We start from the raw sequence: 18,363 nt of genomic DNA on the forward strand, positions 1-18,363 counted from the left end.
AGCCGGTGGCGCAGCTCAGATCACGCTGTACGATGAGGCCGGGCAGTGGCTGGGCAACTACTCGGCCACGGGGCAGGCGCAACAGCAGGCCATCTGGCTGGATAACTACCCGGTGGCGCTGATCAACGTGCCGGGCACCGGTGTGCCGGAACTTGCCTACGTCCAACCAGATCATCTGGGCACGCCGCGCGTGGTGATCGATCCGGTACGGGACGTCGCGATCTGGGAGTGGAGCAACAAGAGTGAGGTGTTCGGTAACCAGATTCCGAGTGCTGATCTGGATGGCGATGGTGTGGCGTTCGAGCTGGCGCTGCGATTTCCGGGCCAGCAGGCCACGGATGCGAGTGGGTTGTTCTACAACTACCAGCGGGAGTATGACCCGGCAGCGGGGCGCTATTCGCAGAGTGATCCGATGGGATTCGACGGGGGGGTATCTACCTTCTCCTATGTATCAGCTGATCCAGTGCAGGCGGTTGATCCGCTCGGACTGCTGGCCAATTGCACTTGCGTGGATGGTGGAGTTCATATCGACATCCCTATTCGCTTCAGTGCTGAGGGAGCTACTCCTGAGACTTTGAGTAAAATGATAAATGCAATTGAATCGACCTGGTCTGCGCCCGGATTTACAGTGACTGTCAGCCAGCCGGAGAAAGGTCGGTTAAACCGTGTTGAGGTTCCGCTGGGGAGGGGGGGGCGTAACTGGAGGCAGTGTCGGTAAATGGTATGCAGGAAACACTGAGTGGACGGCTGCGCACGAAGCAGGGCATTTGATGAAATTCAAGTACGATGGTCGTTTTGATATGTACGATGTGGTGTCGCAGGCGCCATCTCGTTCTACCAAGCCCGTTCCGGGGTGGGAGGGAAACATCATGGCAGAGCATCTTGGCGTTCCAGACGATAGGGTTCGGGATGCTATCAAGAAGCGGTTGGGGTGCAAATGATGGTGAGTCTACGCGTGGCTGCGCTCCTTCTTCCATTGCTCGGAGGCTGTGGCACTAGCCAGATCAAACACATTGAATGGAACTCAGATTGGGTGGACGTTTCATCGGATGAGATCATTCCTGGGAACTCGACGACACTTCGAAGTGACCGCTTGGCCACCTTGAATCCGCAGAGCGAAAAATCGATTGCTCAGTGGATGCTCGATCAGAACTTGAGCATCATCCAAGCATCGGATGCGGCTGAGAAATTCGCGCCACTACAGTTGAATGGGTTAGTGCCGGCAGAGGGGGAGACTGTTTATCTCGTCAGAGCGGCCTCGGGTGCAGGAGGCGGGAGTTTTGTCGGCTACATAAATGACAATGGAATTCTCATCTTGTACGGGGTAATGGGAAGTTGTGGGGAGCAAGTGCATCGAGTGGTTGCTGTGAGCCTGAGTAAGAGGCCTGCCAAGTTCTTCGGAGGGTGTTCAGGAGCGCTTTGAAGATTCTTATGTGTGTGGGTCTGAGGTGGGAATAGGGAAGTGGGAATTTCATTTGCGAGCGCTCTGTTGGTGTGTTTGCGGGCGGGGGCATAGATTGCAGCTGTTGAGCGGCTTGGCGACACCGTGGTCTTCATTGAGGCCTCTGTCGGCGCAGAAGATTGCACTTCTAGTAGAGGGCGCTTGGGAAGGCCGGTTGATTCCTGTCAAATCATGACTCTTGAGCAGAGCTTCCCGGGACGATCGAGCTATCGATCACAGGCGTAACAGTAGACCGCTAGGCCAGATGGGGACGGGCTGTTCTTTTTCATGCGAATCCATGGTGGGTGCGGAGCGATTGGCCGTTGTGGCGCATTGATCGATTGAGGGCATCACCCCACGGCGCACGCACCGCTTGGCTTGAGCTGGGGCAGGTTGCGGGGCATGTAGGCCGGCAGGGAGCTGACGCAGGGATGGATTACAGGACGGATCACCATCGGGCCAACGCAATGGGCTCTACCGTGCGTGCAGCTAGATGAACATCATGGATCTTGTACTCAGCGAATTGCTTTCCCGGTTCGGTGTCGACAGTGACTCGGGCAGGCAGGTACTCTCGAGCGCTGCGCGATGGGCTGCGTGAGTAGGCCGCCAAGCAGGAGGCAAGGTGCATGAGCTCCCGCGCTCCTCCACAACAGAACGCGATCGGCCTGCACGCCTCGGAGAGGTACAAGATGAAAGCGAGGCAGATTCTTCGGTACGGGCTGGCCTACGCGGTGTCCTGTGGAGCACTCTGGCTGTTCCTGCACTTTGTGGGCAGGGCGCTTTACGCCTTCGACTCACATCAGGTTTTCTTCTGGCTGTATGCCGTCAGCCTTCTGTTGCTGGGAATTGGCGCACGGGTTCCCGCCGCTGGCCGCCTGACGTTCAGGCGGCTTGCCAAGGGGGCTGGCTTGGGGCTGCTCGCGGGCCTTCTGGCCCAGGTCGTGGTACTTGTACTGGAAGCCTACAGATTCAGCGGATTCAGGCCATCGCTGCTCTGGCAGGTACCGGTTTCGCTGACGGTGATCAGCGTCGTGCTGCTCACGCCGCTCTGGGGCGTAGTGCTGGTTGCCCTCACCGCCGCATTCCGCCGCGACAACCACCCACATCAGGCCTCGAACCCATGAAGCGCCTGACTGCCTTTTGCCTCGCGGCCGCACTGACATCCTGTGCGGCGCATCCGAACCGCACGACGAAGTGTCAGCCGGCCCAATTCACTTACATCGGCACCGAGAGCATCGACGGGCTGACCTATGGGCGCTTCCAGGTCAGCCACAACGCTGGTCAGCCGCTTCAGCTGTGGGTGGATGAGAGACGCAGGTTGAACTCAAGGACCGCTCGCGCAGAGATGAGGCGCACAGGCGAAGATGCCTGGCGGCCTTACAACGTGATCCTTGAGGAAATCACACCGGGAGCGATCGGGGTGTCGATCGGGCAGGATGAACAGCAGAGCGTTCTGTTCGATGGTGATGGCCTGTTCCTGCCCGGCGCATCCAGCGCGGGCGCGAATTACTCCATCGTGGTACAGGACGCTGCCGGTTGCGAACATCGCTCGGCAACGTTCATTCCCTGACATTCCTGGCGGCGAGCCGGATTCCTTGCGACTTCGCAGCATCGCCCGGTTGGGACGCTGCGTACAGGCAATGAAGGAAAAATGGCGCGCCCGGAGGGATTCGAACCCCCGACCAATGGCTTCGGAAGCCACTACTCTATCCGGCTGAGCTACGGGCGCGTTGTAGAACCGCCGCGCCGTCGGCCAGTGCCGGGGCGGGCGTCGCAGCGCCATGAGGCGGTGCGGGACCGGCATTCTATCCAGTTTCGTCGAACAAATCTCCCCCCACCGGCAAAGCCCTGCCGGAGGGGCAGGAGTATCCTATCGCCATGGCTGATACCCCCCTCACTTCGCCGCAGTCGCCGGCGACGCCGCGTTGGCGGCATTACTGGAGTCTGATGCGTGCTGATCGCCCGATCGGCACGTTGCTGCTGCTGTGGCCCACCTGGTGGGCGTTGTGGCTGGCTGCCGGCGGCCTGCCGCCGCTGTGGACGCTGTTCGTGTTCACCGCCGGCGTGTGGCTGACCCGCTCGGCCGGTTGCGTCATCAACGACTACGCCGACCGCTGGCTCGACCCGCACGTGGAACGCACTAAGGCGCGTCCGCTGGCCACCGGCGCAATCAGCGGCCGCGCCGCGCTCGCTCTGTTCGCGGTGCTGATGCTGGTGGCGTTCGGCCTGGTGCTGACCCTGAACGGGCTGACCATCGGCCTGAGTTTCATCGGCGTGTTCCTGGCCGCCAGCTACCCGTACCTGAAGCGCTACACCCACCTGCCACAGGTCTACCTGGGCATGTCATTCGGCTGGGGCATCCCGATGGCCTTCGCCGCCGTGCAGGGCGAGGTGCCGATGCTGGGCTGGCTGCTGTACGCCGGCAACATCCTGTGGTCCACCGCCTACGACACCTGGTACGCCATGGTCGACCGCGAGGACGACCTGAAGATGGGCTCGCACTCCACCGCGATCCTGTTCGGTGATCTCGATCTGGTCATCCAGGGCGTGCTGTACGCGCTGTTCCTGGCCACCATGGCGCTGGTCGGCGTGCGTGGCGGGTTGGGTGGGTACTATCTGGCCGGCGTGGCCGTGGCCACCGCGCTGGTGGTGTACGAGTTCTGGATCTGCCGCAACCGCGAGCGCGGCCCGTGCTTCAAGGCGTTCCTGCACAACAACTGGGTGGGTGCCGCGCTGTTTGCCGGCATCGCCGTGGATCTGGCACTGCGTTGAGCCCAAGGTGAGGTAGGGCCGGCCGCTGGCCGGCTGCACCCGTGCGCGATCTCGAGGTTGCCGGCCAGCGGCCGGCACTACCGCCACCCACTACCTGCGACCGTCCCCAGATCTGGTAGAGCCGGCCGCTGGCCGGCTGCACCCGTGCGCGATCCCGAGGTTGCCGGCCAGCGGCCGGCACTACCCTCCTCCGCGACCTACGACCAATAGGTGGCTGACAGGCCGCACCCCACCGCCCAGAATCGATCCATCGAACCTGGGAGGGTAGGCGATGGCCTCGACGGCAGCAGTACAGGACGGCTGGATGGCGCGCGCAGCGCTGCGCTCGGCCGCCTGGGCGGAAAAGTGGTTCCCCGATGCGTACGTGTTCGCGGTGCTGGGCGTGGTCATCGTCGCGCTGGCCGCGATGGGCTTCGGCTCGACCCCGCAGGCCACCGCCAGCGCCTTCGGTGACGGTTTCTGGAGCCTGATTCCCTTCACCATGCAGATGGCCTTCGTGGTCATCGGTGGCTACGCCGTGGCCACCGCGCCGGTGGTCGCACGCTTCATCGATTTCCTCGCCCGGGTGCCGCGTACCGGCCGCGGTGCGGTGGTGTACGTAGGCCTGGTCAGCATGCTCGCTTCGCTGCTCAGCTGGGGTTTCTCGCTGGTGTTCGGTGGCCTGCTGGTGCGCGCGCTGGCCCGCCGCACCGAACTGCGCATGGACTACCGCGCGGCCGGTGCGTCGGCGTACCTCGGCCTGGGTGCGGTGTGGGCCATGGGATTGAGCTCGTCGGCCGCACAGCTGCAGGCCAACCCGGCCAGCATGCCGCCGGGCCTGGTCGAGATCACCGGCGTCCTGCCGTTCACCGAAACCATCTTCCTGTGGCAGTCGATCGCACTGACCGCGGTGCTGATCCTGGTCTCGCTGCTGATCGCCTGGTTGACCGCACCGGCCGCCGGCAGTGCCCGTACCGCTGAAGACTTCCCCGGCGCCGCGCAGGCCGAGCCGGAGCCGTTGCAGCGCCGCACGCGCCCGGGCGAATGGCTGGAGTACAGCCCGCTGCTGACCGTGCTGCTCTCGCTGCTGGCGTTCGGCTGGCTGTTCAACGAGTTCGCCAACAAGCCGGTGGTCACCGCCATCGCCAACCTCAACACCTACAACTTCCTGTTCATTTCGCTGGGCCTGCTGCTGCACTGGCGGCCGCGCAGCTTCCTCAACGCGGTGGCCAAGGCGGTGCCCAGCACCACCGGCGTGCTGATCCAGTTCCCGCTGTACGGTGGCATCGCGATGATCCTCACCCACGCTGCCGGTGGCGACGGGCAGACACTGGCGCACCGGCTGTCGAGCCTGTTCGTGCACGTGGCCAGCACCGATACCTTCGCGCTGGTGATGGGCGTTTATTCGGCGGTGCTCGGCTTCTTCGTGCCCTCCGGTGGTGGCAAGTGGATCATCGAGGCGCCGTACGTGATGCAGGCCGCCAACGAACTGAAGGCACACCTGGGCTGGGCGGTGCAGGTCTACAACGCGGCCGAAGCGCTGCCGAACCTGATCAATCCGTTCTGGATGCTGCCGCTGCTGGGCGTACTGGGCCTGAAGGCACGCGACATCGTGGGCTTCACCTTCATCCAGCTGCTGGTGCACATCCCGCTGGTGCTGGGCCTGCTGTGGCTGCTGGGCATGACCCTGGCCTATGTGCCGCCGGTGATGCCCTGAATGCTGGGCTGGCTTGCCTGCGTGAGTTGGGAAGCCAGCCTCCTTCCGCGCGTGTTTCCGGCTGAGAACGCCATGAATGCGCGCCATGCTGACCACTGCATGAGCACATGCCGAACCCGCATGAATTCTTCAGCCGCTTGTGCCACAAGGGCTTCTGCGCGTTCATTCACAGGCGTACACGCAGATGTAGCCGCGCACCCACGCGTGATTAACCATTCGCTGCAGACGATGGCCACGTCCACCGCATTCCGCGAGTGGCTTTGGAGATCGGACATGGCACAGCAGAACCAGAACCCGAACCAGAAGCAGCAGGGCCAGCAGAACCAGCAGGATCAGCAGCAGGGTCGTGGCCGCGACCAGCAGCAGCAACAGCAGCAGGAACAGCAGCAGCGCAACCAGCGCAACCAGCAGCAGGGTGGGCAGGACGAGGAAGAGTGACCTCGCCACCAGCTCCGGTGATGCAAAGCCCCGCCCCGTGCGGGGCTTTGCTTATTCCAGCACGCCGAGACGCTGCAGCACCGGCGCTGCCGACATGTCGTTCGGATTGGTGCCGGGCTGATCCTGCGGTACGTCCATGCCCATGCCGCGGTACAGATCCACCCAGTGCTGGGCGATCTCCCCGGTCTGCGGGTTGCGGAAGTTCATCGGCTGCAATGCGAACACGTGGTGCGCACGGAAGACGCGTTCGATGAAGTCCGAGCAGTAGTAGCTGTCCTCGTTCAACACATACGACGTGTTGTACGGCTTGCCCAGCATCGTGCGCGCGGTGGCGACCGCATCCTTGATGGCCGCCTGCTGCGGCGCATGCAGGCGATAGACCACGATCTGCCGCTGCTTGGCGCGCGCCTCCTGGCGGAACTCGACCAGCGATTGCCGGCGCGATCCTTTCTCGTCCGCATGCAATACCTCCCAGCCCTTCGGCGTGGAAGCGACCAGGGCGACGTGATCGAAGCTGGGCGCGCCCTGCTTGCCGGTGGCATCGTCAATGGCGGCACTGAGGCCGCTGCGGCCGGCGGTGACAAACAGCAGATCGCCTTCGTGGACATCGACGGCCATCGCCACCGCTGGCCACAGGGCGGGCAGCAGCAGGCCGATCAGGAGCAGGAGGCGATGCATGAGGACTCTCGGACAGGCGGAATGCCGGAATTGTAGGGCGCGCGGTAGCATGGAGCGACCGGACCGGATTCAGGATGAGCCCATGTGTCGATACCGTTCTGCCGCACTGCTGATGCTCGCCTGTGGCGTGGTGCTGGTTGCCTGCACGCCTGCGCCGCAGCCGCAGCAGACAGCGGGCGAAGCCGGGCCTGCCGCAGCGGCGCCGGCGATCACTGCCGTCGAGCCCACACCTGTGGCTGCACGCAGTGAATGCCCCCACCCGGAATTCGATGCATTCCTGAAGCATTTCGGCAATGAGATCGCGCTGCAGGAAAAGGCCACTGCCGACCCGCTGCTGGACAGCTACATCGATGCGGAGGCCGAGCCGGAACCGCGCAAGGTGGAGAGCCGGTTGGCGCTGGCCGATGTGGAGTGGCCGGTGATGCCCGATCCTGCCGCGTTGGCCGGCCAGGGCCGCGAAATACAGATCAGCCCCCTGGCCGATGGGCAGCGGCAGGTGCAGATCCGTATGCCGGACAGCAGCGACCAGCAGACCTACACCTTTGCGCAGACGCCGTGTTGGACACTGGTCAAGCGTGAGGACGAGTCGATCTGAAACCTGATCCGGCACAGGCGCGGCGGGCCAGTGACTGCTAGGCTCGATCCCTGGTCCAGGCAGGGAGACGCCGATGCAGGCTTTCAGGAAGCACGCCACCACCACCGCCATCGCAGCTGTGCTGGCGATAGCCTCCCTCAGCGGCGCCCAGGCACAGTCGGTGCATGCCGATGACCGCGCCTACTTCGCCAATGCCACCGCCGAACAGACCGCGCGTGACGCACTGGGCAAGCGCGTCGAGGCTCTGCAGCAGGCGTCCACCGTTGCACCCGCGGAACGCTTCCGGCAGGCCGAGGTACTGGAGGCGCAGTGCCTGCGCCATCACAGCTACCTGCACCTGCAGGCCGCCCGCAATGCGCGTGATCAGCGTCCGGCCCAGGCGCTGGACCAGGTGATGGGGCTGTGCAGCCGCATTGCCCGCAGCGGCCGCGCCGCTCTGCGCGAGGCGTCCGCGGATGCACCATGGGCAGCAGCCTATGGCTTCCTGCGCGCACGCGCGTTGAAGGAGGCCGCCGCCCCGGCCAACGCCGCGCTGGATGAGGCCGTGGAGGCACTGGCCGATCCGGCGCTGGACAGCTTCGCGCGCCTGCGTGGGCAGATCCTGCGCAGCGCCGAGTACCCGCAGATCGAGCACGGCGGCCGGCACTGGGACACGGGGCGCGACAGGCAGGCACTGGCCCGGCAGCCCGACCGCGCCCTGCGCGAGGCGGGCTGGAAGGGCTACTGGCAAGGTCTGCAATCGCGCCGTGAGCCGATGGCGTCGGTGCTGCTGGGGCTGGTGCAGGTGAATGACGCCGCGGCACGCCTGCAGGGTGACGGCTCGGCGCCGGCACATGGCTATCAGCGCATGGGCCTGGATACTGCTGCAGTGGATGCAACGCTGGTGGCGATCGAACAGCATGCGGAAGACCGCCGCGCCTACCAGGAGATGCTGCTGCACCACGCTGCGCGATCGGGCATCGATGTGCCGCAGATCTGGGATACCACGGTGCCCGATGCCGGCTACACGCCGCCGGTGCTGACGCTGGCGCAGCTGCGCGACAACGCCGCCGATGCCATGCAGCACCTGGGCCCGGCGTACGTGGCTGAACTGCGCGCGCTGCTCGATCCGGCCAGCCACCGCATGGATCTGGCCACCGAACGCGGTGACCGCAGCCAGGACGCGTTCTCCGTGAGCGCTCCCGGTGTGCCGGCAATGCTGTTCGTTGGTGTCCGCAGCGGGGACCTGGAAAGCGATGTCGAGATCGCCCATGAAGCTGGCCATGCCGTGCATGGCGAGTGGATGCAGCGGGGTCATGCGTCGCCGCTGCAGCGCAATGGCAGCCAGTGGCTGACCGAGGCGTTCGCGATCTACAACGAGCTGCGCTTCCGCGACCAGCTGTACCAGCAGGCACAGGACCCGCGCGCCAAGGCCTACTACCTGAAATCGCTGCTGGACGACATGGTGCTGCAGCTGTTCACCTCTTCCGAGGAAGCGCAGCTGGAGCGGTCGATCTACCAGGGCGTTGCCGCCGGCACGCTGGGCACCGCCGATGACCTGGACGCGCTGACCGGGCGGGTGCTCGCACGCTTCGGCCAGCAACCGGAGCGCTACCCGCAGCTGCGCAACACCTGGATCGGCAAGCGCCTGATGTATGAAGACCCGAACTATCTGGTGAACTACCTGTATGCGGGTCTGCTGGCCGTGCAGTTGTATGTGCAGGACCAGCGCGATCCCGAGGGGTTCCGTGCGCGCTATCTTGCCGTGCTTGGCGAGGGCTTCGATCGCGCGCCGAACGAGCAGGTGGCGCAACTGCTGGGGCACGCGCCTGACTGGGCGGCCCTGGTGGATGCCGATCTCCAGGTGTTCAACCAGACGGCGGCACAGCTGCAGGCGCTGCATGCGCAGATCGAGGTGGGGCAGGGCACGTGAAGATGCTGCGCAGGATGACGTGCACCTGGGCCACGGCATGGCTGTTGATGCTGCTGTGCCTGTTGCCGAAGGTGGTGATGGCCGGTGCTGCAGTCCCTGCGCTGGATGATCCGGTGGTGGACGCCGCCAACGCACTTTCGGCGGATACCCGCGACAAACTGCGCACGCAGGCATTCCAGTTGCAGGCGCGCACCGGCGCACAGCTGCAGGTGATGGTAGTCAACCATGTTGGCGACGAAGGCATCGAAGCTTACGCACAGCGGGTGTTCGACCAGTGGCAGCTGGGCCGCGAAGGCGTTGACGATGGCGTGCTGCTGCTTGTGGCCGTGCAGGACCGCCGTGTACGCATCCAGACCGGCTACGGCCTGGAGGGCGCGATACCCGATGCCTATGCCGCCCGCATCATCGACAAGGCGATCGTGCCGCGTTTCCGCGATGGCGACCTTGACCAGGGCGTGCTGGATGGAACGAAGATCATAGTGGCGCTGATCGATGGCGAGGACCTGCCGGCATCGGAAGCGCCATCGATGCGCAACGTGCTGCCGCCCGATTGGCGCAGCGCGGACTCGGTGGTTGCACTGACGCTGCTGGCCGGCTTCCTTGCGGGTCTGTGGCGCTCGCCGCCCTCGGCGCAGGCGCACCCGGAGCGATTGCCGGCCTGGGCCCGCCCGCTGCTGGTGACGGCCGTGGTGGCCGCGGGCCTGCTGGCGGCGGCCATGTGGGTGCCACGCCAGGCACTGGCAGCGCTCTGCATCGTGTTGGCGTTGTGCGTACCGGTGGCGAGCCTGCTTGGCTGGTGCTGGCGCCGTAGCCGCGGTGTGCGCGTGGTGCTGCTCGGCATGCTCGGGGTCAGTTCGGGGTTCTTCGTGGTGATGGTGGTGCGTGGCCAGTTGCCACCCAGTCTGGCCTTGCACACGTCGCTGGACCTGGCGGTAGGCATCATGGCCATGCTGGTGTTTTTCCTCGTACAGGCGTGCCGCGCGCGCTGGCACAAGGACCGCAGCAGCTTCGGGGTGAGGTGCGCAGTGCTGTTGCTGCTGACCGCTGGCTACGTGCTCTTCGCACTGCTGGCCATCGATCGCGCCGGCCCGGTTGCGCGCCTCGCCACGACGATCGGGTGGAGTGCCGGCACGCTCGTGCTGTACTTCACCTGGATCTTCACCATGCTGCCAGGTGAGAAGGCTCGCGGCAGCCGCAGATCATCCGGCGGCCACCGCAGCGCGTCCAGTTCGTCATCCAGCAGTTCGTCGTCGAGCAGCTCCAGCAGTTGGTCCGGAGGCGGAGGCCGCAGCGGCGGAGGCGGCGCGTCGGGCAGCTGGTAGATCAGGTCGCCTGCACACGCCAGCCGAGTGCAGCGTCCTCCACAACGCCCGGGCCGGCCACGTCGCCGACCTGCAGCAACAGCCCCTGCGCATTGGGCAGGTCCTTCTGCTCGGGGAACCAGCGCCGGTCCGCAGCGACCACGATCAGCAGCCCTTCGTCGTCGCCCATCGGCGCGAACTGCGCCGAAGGCGGGCTGATCGGTTGCAGGCCGAATCGCATGCTGGACTGTTCTCGCACGGCATCGACATCGTGGCTGGGCAGGCCGACCTCGCTCAGGCAGGTCAGTTCGCTGCCGTGGAAGGCGCCCTGATGCGTACTGTCGGGCAAGCGGCGGCGGCCGATCAGTTCCAGGATCAAGCCATCGGGGCCAGTGAAGTACACCGACTGCGACTGCCAGCTGCTCTCCAGCGCAAAGTAGTCCAGCCCCGCGGGATTACGCTGCAACGGGGTGCGCTCGCGTAGCCACGTCATCGCCTCGCCGAAGCGGTTGTCCGGCACGTTGAAGGCCAGGTGCACGCCACCGACCGGGCGATCCTGCGCAGGCTGGAGTTCGATCGTGCTCCAGCCGATGTGCACATGGTTGCCGACCACGCGTTGCTGCAGGACATCGTGAAAATACGCAGCGACGGCGCCGACATCGGAGACCGGCAGGGTGAGGTGCAGCAGGCGCATGATCGTTCCTCCGTGGACGCGACCACTGTAGCGCCGGGCGCAGCGCGAGGGCCACTAGCGCAGTGAATGGTCGAAGAACCGTATCGCTGCATCCACTGCCTGCGCGTGGGTCTGTGCCTTTGGCACCGACGTAGTGCACAGGTCCTGCAGCCGCTGCTGCCCGGTCTCGGTGCACGCGGCCAGGAAATCATAGTGGCCCACATCGGCCAAGCGCTGCAGTTCCGCGCCCGGAATCAGGGCCCCGGCGGCCGCGCCATTGCTCTGTGGAGGTGCAACCGCGTCCGCTTCGCCCAGCACGATCGAAACCGGCTGCCGCAACGAGGACAGCTGCTCGGGCGCAAATGCCTGCACGATTGCTGGCGCCAGCAGGAATACCGCGCGCACGCCGGGGATCGCGCGCGATTCGTTGGCGCGGGAGATCCATGGCAACAGTTCCGGCGAGCTTGCAGCGGTAATACGGGCTTCCATCGTGTGCGTGGCGGCTTCCTGTTGGGGCCGGCAGACACCGTCATCCGGATGCGCGGTGCAGAAGGCCAGCAGTCGTTGCAGGTCCGGTCGTGCACCGGCGGCCAGCAGCGCGGTGTAGCCACCGGCGGAGAATCCGACGACACCCAGACGCTCGGCGTCGACGTGGGGACCGAGCACGGGATCAGCCTGTACTGCCACCAGCGCGGCGCGCAGATCATCCGCGCGCAGCCAGGTCAGCACGCTGCCGGGCAGGGTCATCGCGTCGGCACCGTTGTTGCCCGGATGATCGACTGCGATCACCAGGTAGCCCGCCCGTGCCAACGCGGTGCCCAGCCAGCCCATCATGCGCGCGCTGCCGCCGTTGCCATGCGAGAGCAGCAGGGTCGGCAGGCGATCACCCACCACCGGCGCATCCATTGCGGCACGGCCGACGTCGAACAGCGGCGCATCGGGTGGTCCGAGGGTCAGCGCGGTTTCCCGGCTGCCGGCCTGTGCGGGGTACCAGACCGTGTAGCGCAGGGTGTCTCGGTGCTGCGCGTCGCGCACGGCGGCGCCGGCCGCCGACGTCGTGCCATGGCGCTCGCCGGCCGCCCTGGATTCGCGGGCAGCCGCGGTGGTCGCCAGGCACATCAGCATCGTTCCCAGCACAGCGGCGGTCATGCGCATCTTCAACTCCTTGTCAGCGAGGGCGTTCGTCCACCGGCAACCAGATCTCCACGCCGCCGTTGCCGGTGTGCTCGTCGAAGCGGGTGTCGTAGCGCTCCAGATCGGGTGCATTGGCCAGGCTGAGGCCGGAGCCGGGCAGGTAGTGATCCAGCAACCAGAACCAGGTCGAGCGGATGGCCGAGATGTGTCCGCCGTGCCAGGCCACCAGGTAGCGGCGCGCCGGGATGTCCACGCGCCGCCAGTGCGCAGGCACGCTCGGCACCGCGCTTGCCGGCAGAGCCGCGATGTAATCGAAGCCGCCATCGTCATCACTGTTGCAGCACACGCCGAAGCTGATCGGCGCCGGCGCCGGCCATTCCCGATTGAGCTGCGCCCACTGCCCGGGTATCGCACCGCCACTGTCGCGGGTATGCCGCATGCCGATGCCCGTCACCTGGAAAGCGGGCGTGTCGAGCAGTCGCGGCGCCTCACCGCAGGGCGCCGGCGCATCGTCCACGCGGATCGCCTGTACCAGCGCCAGGCCATCGGTGCCCTGTTCGCGTACCCGTTCCGGCGTCTGCCCGAACTGTTCGTTGAAGGCGCGGGTGAACGCGGCATGGGTGGTATAGCCGGCTCCCAGCGCGACCTGCAGGATATCCCCCGCCCCGTCGGCCAACCGCTGCGCCGCAGCGGTCAGGCGCCGTCCCCGCAGGTAGCGCACCACCGAGGTGCCAGTGCGGGCCTGGAACAGGCGTGACAGATGAAACGGCGACAGGCCGGCCGCAGCGGCGATATCGGCCAGCGCCAATGGCTGGTCCGCATGGGTTTCGATGTACCACAACGCCTTGCCTGCCGCGCTCATCCTGCCGTTCCCCGCATCCAATGCCGGCACAGTAGCGGATCGGCAGGCGCGGCGTTTAGCAGTTCTTGCGCTGCCGGGGCTTTGCGTCTGCCTGCGTACCGGCAACAATGCGTGCTTCATGGACGTGATGAGGGGCAGGGAGATGCGATCGACGACGTGGGATGCCAGGCCAGCGGAGCCCGGCCGATGATCGAGATGATCGAAATGCTGCTTGCCCTATGGGTACTTCCCAGTCTGTTGACCCTGGCGCTGATGCTGCTGATGTTGTTCGGCGCGCCACGGTGGCGCGGCAATCCCTGGGTGTACCGTGTCGGCTTCGCGTTGCTGGGCGGGTTTCTGACACCGACGTTGTTGGGGGCCGGTCACGGTGGGTTGCCGTGCGCGACTATCGGCGGGCTGGTGATGATACTGACGCAGCTGCAATGGATCGGCGATCTGCAGGTCGACTTCATGGGGATCGGGATTCGCAACAGGGGCATCTGGATCATGTCCACCCCCGCCTTGATGGTGTTCGCCGCCATGATGTTCGTTCCGCTGCGAACGGCACGGCCGGCCCGTTTCGGCTTTGGCGACGACGCCAACGGCTAGCCGCAGTGTGCGGGGATGGGGCGTGGGTCTTCATTGCCACCCATGCATGGCGTGTATCTACGGATGAGCCCTGGCAGGGGCCAACCTTGGTCGGCGCATCAAGCTGTCGTACTGACGTCATGCCTCCTTCACACATCGCGCCGAGACTGCGCGCCTTGTCCAGGCCTGTTGTGTCCGCACAGGTGCTGGCCCTGTCGCGTCCTCCCGGAGCCCTGCCGTGTATCGTTCGAAGCTTTCGCGTTCCATCCTCCTTGCCCTTTCCATGGCCAGCGCAGGAGGCGCGATCGCAGCGGAAGCCGATGCGGTCGATGCCGCAGGCGGCAACCGCGCCGCACCCACCCAGCTCGACGCGATGCTGGTCACCGGTACCCGCGCGTCCAACCGCACTCAGTTCGAAACACTGGCGCCGGTGGACGTGTTCACCAAGGAAGACATCACGTCCGTCGAATCCACCGACCTGAAGGACGTGCTGGCCCAGCTGGTGCCGTCGTTCGTGGTGCAGCGCCTGCCGATGGCCGACGGCCAGGTGTTCGTGCGCCCGGCCACCCTGCGTGGCCTGTCGCCGGACCAGACCCTGGTGCTGGTCAACGGCCGCCGCTTCCACCGCAGCGCGCTGCTCGGCAACCGTGGTGCACAGGCGGCCGACCTTGCACAGATTCCGACCAGCGCGATCAAGCGCATCGAAGTGCTGCGCGACGGCGCATCGGCGCAGTACGGCTCGGACGCCATCGCCGGTGTCATCAACATCATCCTCGAGGATGGTCCGGGCACCGAGATCACCGCCGGCTATTCGCAGTACGCGCAGGGCGACGGTGCCTCCCGCGATTTCAGTGCGCGCACCGGCTGGTCGCTGGGCGACTACGGCAGCCTGGTGCTGTTCGCCGAATCGTCCAACTCCGACGCCACCTCGCGCACGCGCCAGCGCCCGGACGCGATCGCCTTCCAGGCTGCACATCCGGAGCTGGACGTGCCCAATCCGGTGCAGCGCTGGGGCCAGCCGGAACTGGAAAACCGCCGCGTCGGCTTCAACGTGAAGGCCAATGCCAGCGAGACGCTGGAGCTCTATGCCTTCGGCCTGTACAGCCACAGCGATGGCGTCAGTGATTTCAACTGGCGCAACCCGGACACCACCACCGGCGCGTACCGCACCACCTCCATCTTCCCCGGCTGGAACCTGCGCTCGCTGTATCCGGTCGGCTTCAGCCCGCAGTACGGCAACGTCCAGAACGACCTGCAGCTGGTCGGTGGCCTGCGCGGCGAGATCACGCCGAAGCTGCGCTGGGATGTCAGCGCCTCGTATGGCCGCAACGCCATCGACTACAGCTTGAAGAACTCGATCAATGCCTCGCTCGGCCCGGCCAGCCCGACCGACTTCGATCTCGGCCGCCTGACCCAGACCGAGAAGAACGCCAACGCCGACTTCAACTACGAGTGGGAGGTGGGCGCGCTGTCCAAGCCGATCAACGTCGCCTTCGGTGGCGAGTTCCGCCAGGAGACCTACCAGGTGCGCGCCGGTGAGCCGGCGTCGTACGCGGTGGGTCCGGGCGCGGCCGCGGGCCTGGAAGCCAATTCCAATGGCGCGCCGGGCTTCTCGGCCAGCCAGGCCGGGCAGTGGAGCCAGCGCAGCAAGGCCGCCTACGTGGACATGGAAGTGCCGCTGGGCGAGCGCTGGAGCATCGGCGCGGCCAGCCGTTACGAGGACTTCTCCAGCTTCGGCAGCACACTGGATGGCAAGCTGTCGGCGCGCTTTGCGATCACCCCGGACGTGGTCCTGCGCGGCACCGTGTCCAGCGGCTTCCGCGCACCGACGCCGGCGCAGCTCAACACCACCAGCACCACCCAGGGCCTGGACACGCGCACGCTGCAGATCTTCACCAGTGGCCGCCTGTCGCCGAACGATCCGCTGGCGCAGCTGCTTGGAGCCAAGCCGTTGAAGCCGGAGGAATCGCGCACCGCCTCGCTGGGCCTGACCTGGCGCACCGACCTGGGCCTGTCCGGCTCGGTGGATGTCTACCAGATCAAGCTCACCGACCGCTTCAGCCAGTCGGCCAGCTTCGCCATTCCGGCCGGTACGCCCAATCCACTGGGCTACACCTCGGTGAACTACTTCACCAACGACTTCGACACCACCACCACCGGCGTGGACGTGGTCGGCAACTACCTGCGCGACCTCGGCGCCGGCCGTATGACGTTGACCCTGGCCTACAACTACAACCGCACCCACGTGGACAACGGCAGCACCTCGGTGGCCACCAACGAAACCCAGCGCGTGCTGTTCGAAGACCGGCTGCCCGAGCACAAGGGCAGTCTGACCGGCAGCTGGGACATCGGTGCCTGGTCGCTGATGGCGCGCATGCGCTACTACGGCGCCTGGACCGATTCCAGCGGCAACGCGGTGGGCGACATCTACCAACGCTTCGGTGCGATGAGCTTCCTCGACCTGGCCGTGGGCTATCGCATCAACGAGCACCACAGCCTGCGCGTGGGCGCCGACAATGTGTTCGATCGCTACCCGGATGAGGCCACGTTCCAGGCCAGCCGTGGCCTGGTCTACTCGCGCAACGCGCCGTACGACACCGACGGTGCCAACCTGTACGCGCAGTACCGGCTGACCTTCTGATGGACGCTCGTCGTCGTTCCCTGCTGCGCGCCGGCGCACTGCTGCCGGCCGCAGCTGCACTTTCTTCACTGCCTGCCAGCGCCGCTGCGCGTTACGCTTCGCCGATGGAGATTCCCTCGACGACCGTGGCGCCGGACGTGCTGGCCCGCGATGAAGGCTACTGGGCCGCCGTGGCCAGCCACTTCGACATCACCGATGAAGTGAACCACCTGGAGAACGGCTACTGGGGCGCGATGGGTCGCGAGACGCTGGCCAGCTACCAGCGCCACACCACTGAAGTGAACCGTGGCAACGCCTGGTATGGGCGCCGCGCGTTTCCGGCGCAATACATGGCGGTGCAGCGAGAGGTAGCCGAACTGCTGGGTGTGGGTGCTGATGAGATCGCACTGACGCGGGGAGCCACCGAGGCGATGCTGGCGCTGATCGGTGGCTACAACCGCCTGCAGCCCGGCGACCAGGTGTTGTATGCCGACATCGACTACGACAGCATGATCGGCGCGATGCGCTGGCTGCAGCAGCGTCGCGGCGTGCAGGTCGAGCGTATCGCGCTACCGGCCGTGCCCGACCACGCGCAGATCCTGCAGGCCTACGAGGCCGCGTTCGCGCGGTTGCCGCGCCTGAAACTGGTGCTGCTGACCCAGGTCAGCCATCGCCATGGGCTGGTGCTGCCGGTGGCCGAGATCGCCGAGCGTGCGCGGGCACGCGGTATCGATGTGATCGTTGATGCTGCCCATGGTTTCGGTCAGATCGACTACGCCGTGCCGGATCTGAAGGCTGACTTCGTGGGCATCAATCTGCACAAATGGATCGGCGCGCCGGTCGGCGTCGGCGCGATGTACGTGCGCAAGGGGCGCGTGGCGGACCTGGACCCGTACATGGGCGAGACCGATGATGGCCGTGTCGGCAGCCGCGTGCACACCGGTACGGTCAACTTCGCCGCCTACCTGGCACTGCCGGAGGCGATTGCCCTGCATCAGCGCGTCGGCGTGGCCAACAAGCAGGCGCGGCTGCGCTACCTGCGCGAGCGCTGGACGCTGCCAGCGCGGCAGATGGCGCACATCGAGGTGCTGTCCTCGCCGAACCCGGCGCTGGCCAGTGCGCTGGCCAGCTTCCGCCTGCGCGGGCGCACCAGCGTGGCTGACAACATGGCTCTGCAGAAGCGACTGCTGGATGAGCATCGCGTGTTCACCACCCATCGCGATGGCCTGGAATCGGGTGCCTGTGTACGCGTGACGCCGTCGGTGTTCACCCGGCCGGAGCAGATGGATGCGCTGGTGAAGGCCCTCTCCGCCTTGGCCTGACCCTGCTTTGGTGGGTGCCAACCTTGGTTGGCACATTCCAACCGTGCCGGGGAATCTTCCGCCGGCCAGCGGCCGGCACTACCGGTCGGGTGGGTGCCAACCTTGGTTGACACATTCCAACCGTGCCGGGGAATCTTCCGCCGGCCAGCGGCCGGCGCTACCGATCGAGTGGGTGCCAACCTTGGTTGGCACATTCCAACCGTGCCGGGGAATCTTCCGCCGGCCAGCGGCCGGCGCTACCGGTCGGGTGGGTGCCAACTGTTGGTTGGCACATTCCAACCGTGCCGGGGAATCTTCCGCTGGCCAGCGGCCGGCACTACCGGTCGGGTGGGTGCCAACCTTGGTTGGCACA

Annotated in this window: 18 protein-coding genes and 1 tRNA gene; 14 read left to right on the plus strand and 5 right to left on the minus strand. The window is 66.0% G+C overall.

Annotated elements, in window-relative coordinates; translation table 11 throughout:
• From AC5P9N_RS20740 to AC5P9N_RS20760, 5 genes are all read left to right on the plus strand, one after another.
• On the plus strand, nt 1-718 hold a 718-nt coding region (locus AC5P9N_RS20740), incomplete at its 5' end, for an RHS repeat-associated core domain-containing protein (RefSeq protein WP_495201639.1).
• Between the two features lie 52 nt (nt 719-770).
• The gene (locus AC5P9N_RS20745) at nt 771-941 is read left to right on the plus strand and encodes a hypothetical protein (protein WP_154329644.1); all 171 of its coding nucleotides are present in this window, start codon (nt 771-773) and stop codon (nt 939-941) included.
• A gap of 14 nt (nt 942-955) precedes the next feature.
• Nucleotides 956-1,423 (plus strand): hypothetical protein, encoded by a 468-nt coding sequence (locus AC5P9N_RS20750; protein ID WP_229298693.1) that lies wholly within the window; start codon nt 956-958, stop codon nt 1,421-1,423.
• Between the two features lie 644 nt (nt 1,424-2,067).
• Nucleotides 2,068-2,565, plus strand: coding sequence for a hypothetical protein (locus AC5P9N_RS20755; protein ID WP_224119306.1), 498 nt, complete (start codon nt 2,068-2,070; stop codon nt 2,563-2,565).
• Nucleotides 2,562-3,011, plus strand: a complete 450-nt coding sequence (locus tag AC5P9N_RS20760) for a hypothetical protein (protein WP_043034236.1) — start codon at nt 2,562-2,564, stop codon at nt 3,009-3,011. The genes AC5P9N_RS20755 and AC5P9N_RS20760 overlap by 4 nt, the downstream gene beginning before the upstream one ends.
• 82 nt (nt 3,012-3,093) lie before the next feature.
• Here AC5P9N_RS20760 and AC5P9N_RS20765 read toward each other — a convergent pair.
• Nucleotides 3,094-3,170, minus strand: a tRNA-Arg gene (locus tag AC5P9N_RS20765).
• A gap of 149 nt (nt 3,171-3,319) precedes the next feature.
• Between AC5P9N_RS20765 and ubiA the strand changes: the two genes are divergently transcribed.
• The 3 genes from ubiA to AC5P9N_RS20780 all read left to right on the plus strand — a co-directional run bounded on the left by ubiA (nt 3,320) and on the right by AC5P9N_RS20780 (nt 6,347).
• Entirely contained in the window at nt 3,320-4,213 is an 894-nt protein-coding gene (gene ubiA / locus AC5P9N_RS20770; RefSeq protein ID WP_005411493.1) for a 4-hydroxybenzoate octaprenyltransferase, read from the plus strand.
• A gap of 271 nt (nt 4,214-4,484) precedes the next feature.
• Nucleotides 4,485-5,909, plus strand: a complete 1,425-nt coding sequence (locus tag AC5P9N_RS20775) for a short-chain fatty acid transporter (protein WP_005411492.1) — start codon at nt 4,485-4,487, stop codon at nt 5,907-5,909.
• Between the two features lie 273 nt (nt 5,910-6,182).
• Nucleotides 6,183-6,347, plus strand: coding sequence for a hypothetical protein (locus AC5P9N_RS20780; RefSeq protein ID WP_005414774.1), 165 nt, complete (start codon nt 6,183-6,185; stop codon nt 6,345-6,347).
• A 51-nt stretch (nt 6,348-6,398) separates the two neighbouring features.
• Here the strand turns inward: AC5P9N_RS20780 and AC5P9N_RS20785 are convergent, their stop codons facing one another.
• Nucleotides 6,399-7,025 carry a YiiX/YebB-like N1pC/P60 family cysteine hydrolase gene (locus AC5P9N_RS20785; protein ID WP_099484241.1) on the minus strand — a complete coding sequence of 209 codons (627 nt, stop codon included), beginning with the start codon at nt 7,023-7,025 and terminating at the stop codon, nt 6,399-6,401.
• Between the two features lie 82 nt (nt 7,026-7,107).
• On the opposite strand from AC5P9N_RS20785, the gene AC5P9N_RS20790 reads away from it, so the two are divergent.
• The 3 genes from AC5P9N_RS20790 to AC5P9N_RS20800 all read left to right on the plus strand — a co-directional run bounded on the left by AC5P9N_RS20790 (nt 7,108) and on the right by AC5P9N_RS20800 (nt 10,854).
• The gene (locus AC5P9N_RS20790; protein WP_099484240.1) at nt 7,108-7,620 is read left to right on the plus strand and encodes a hypothetical protein; all 513 of its coding nucleotides are present in this window, start codon (nt 7,108-7,110) and stop codon (nt 7,618-7,620) included.
• 73 nt (nt 7,621-7,693) lie between these two features.
• A complete protein-coding gene (locus tag AC5P9N_RS20795; RefSeq protein ID WP_164212682.1) occupies nt 7,694-9,532 on the plus strand; it encodes a M3 family metallopeptidase in 1,839 nt (612 codons plus the stop codon).
• A 2-nt stretch (nt 9,533-9,534) separates the two neighbouring features.
• Entirely contained in the window at nt 9,535-10,854 is a 1,320-nt protein-coding gene (locus AC5P9N_RS20800) for a TPM domain-containing protein (RefSeq protein ID WP_099484238.1), read from the plus strand.
• A gap of 1 nt (nt 10,855) precedes the next feature.
• Here AC5P9N_RS20800 and AC5P9N_RS20805 read toward each other — a convergent pair whose 3' ends face one another.
• The 3 genes from AC5P9N_RS20805 to AC5P9N_RS20815 are packed head-to-tail and all read right to left on the minus strand — an operon-like array spanning nt 10,856 to nt 13,502.
• The gene (locus tag AC5P9N_RS20805; protein ID WP_099484237.1) at nt 10,856-11,527 is read right to left on the minus strand and encodes a VOC family protein; all 672 of its coding nucleotides are present in this window, start codon (nt 11,525-11,527) and stop codon (nt 10,856-10,858) included.
• 54 nt (nt 11,528-11,581) lie between these two features.
• Nucleotides 11,582-12,661 carry an alpha/beta hydrolase family protein gene (locus AC5P9N_RS20810; RefSeq protein WP_099484236.1) on the minus strand — a complete coding sequence of 360 codons (1,080 nt, stop codon included), beginning with the start codon at nt 12,659-12,661 and terminating at the stop codon, nt 11,582-11,584.
• 13 nt (nt 12,662-12,674) lie between these two features.
• On the minus strand, nt 12,675-13,502 hold the full coding sequence (locus AC5P9N_RS20815; RefSeq protein WP_099484235.1) for an AraC family transcriptional regulator: 828 nt from the start codon (nt 13,500-13,502) through the stop codon (nt 12,675-12,677).
• Nucleotides 13,503-13,688: 186 nt separating this feature from the next.
• Here AC5P9N_RS20815 and AC5P9N_RS20820 point away from each other — a divergent pair, with 186 nt between their 5' ends.
• From AC5P9N_RS20820 to AC5P9N_RS20830, 3 genes are all read left to right on the plus strand, one after another.
• Entirely contained in the window at nt 13,689-14,090 is a 402-nt protein-coding gene (locus AC5P9N_RS20820) for a hypothetical protein (RefSeq protein WP_099484234.1), read from the plus strand.
• A 217-nt stretch (nt 14,091-14,307) separates the two neighbouring features.
• Entirely contained in the window at nt 14,308-16,710 is a 2,403-nt protein-coding gene (locus tag AC5P9N_RS20825) for a TonB-dependent receptor plug domain-containing protein (RefSeq protein WP_099484233.1), read from the plus strand.
• Entirely contained in the window at nt 16,710-18,011 is a 1,302-nt protein-coding gene (locus AC5P9N_RS20830; protein WP_099484232.1) for an aminotransferase class V-fold PLP-dependent enzyme, read from the plus strand. Before AC5P9N_RS20825 ends, AC5P9N_RS20830 begins: the two co-directional genes overlap by 1 nt.
• Nucleotides 18,012-18,363: the final 352 nt, after the last annotated feature.

Source organism: Stenotrophomonas sp. YJH_SMC_6 (genome assembly GCF_059371335.1).